This window comes from Photobacterium lucens, assembly GCF_009873615.1.
GTDB classification, from domain to species: domain Bacteria; phylum Pseudomonadota; class Gammaproteobacteria; order Enterobacterales; family Vibrionaceae; genus Photobacterium; species Photobacterium lucens.
Map to the genome: position 1 here is coordinate 1 of NZ_SSMG01000440.1, position 396 is coordinate 396.

Here is a 396-nt window from a genome sequence, read left to right on the forward strand (position 1 = left end):
AACATATACTCACCAATACATTAAAAGTGTAAAGTTAACATCCTCGTTGGGCGTGTTTAAATCCCATTCTCCTCATGTTTGACTCCATAACAGGGGAGACAACATAAGATTCTATTTGACCGACAGAAGAGCTGTTAATTTTTAGATCTCTTATTAAATTTCTTATATTTTCAACACTGGCTCTTTTAATTCCTCCTTCCATAGACAAACTATTTTTAAGGATATTGTCTGGGTTCGACATCACTAGGTCGATATCAACCGTATCATAATGTCTACTGGGTATTCCGCTATCTGTCCGCGTAATAATAACAGTATTATTTTGATATTTTGTAAGGTAGTACTTCACATCTTGATCAATAATATCAGATTGAAAATAACTATATGAGTTTTGCAAAA

At 33.1% G+C, this 396-nt stretch carries 1 pseudogene; it reads right to left on the reverse strand.

From position 1 onward, the window contains the following. Window positions 1–34: 34 nt before the first annotated feature. Window positions 35–396, reverse strand: a pseudogene (locus tag E5A76_RS20530) (hypothetical protein); the annotation flags it as partial.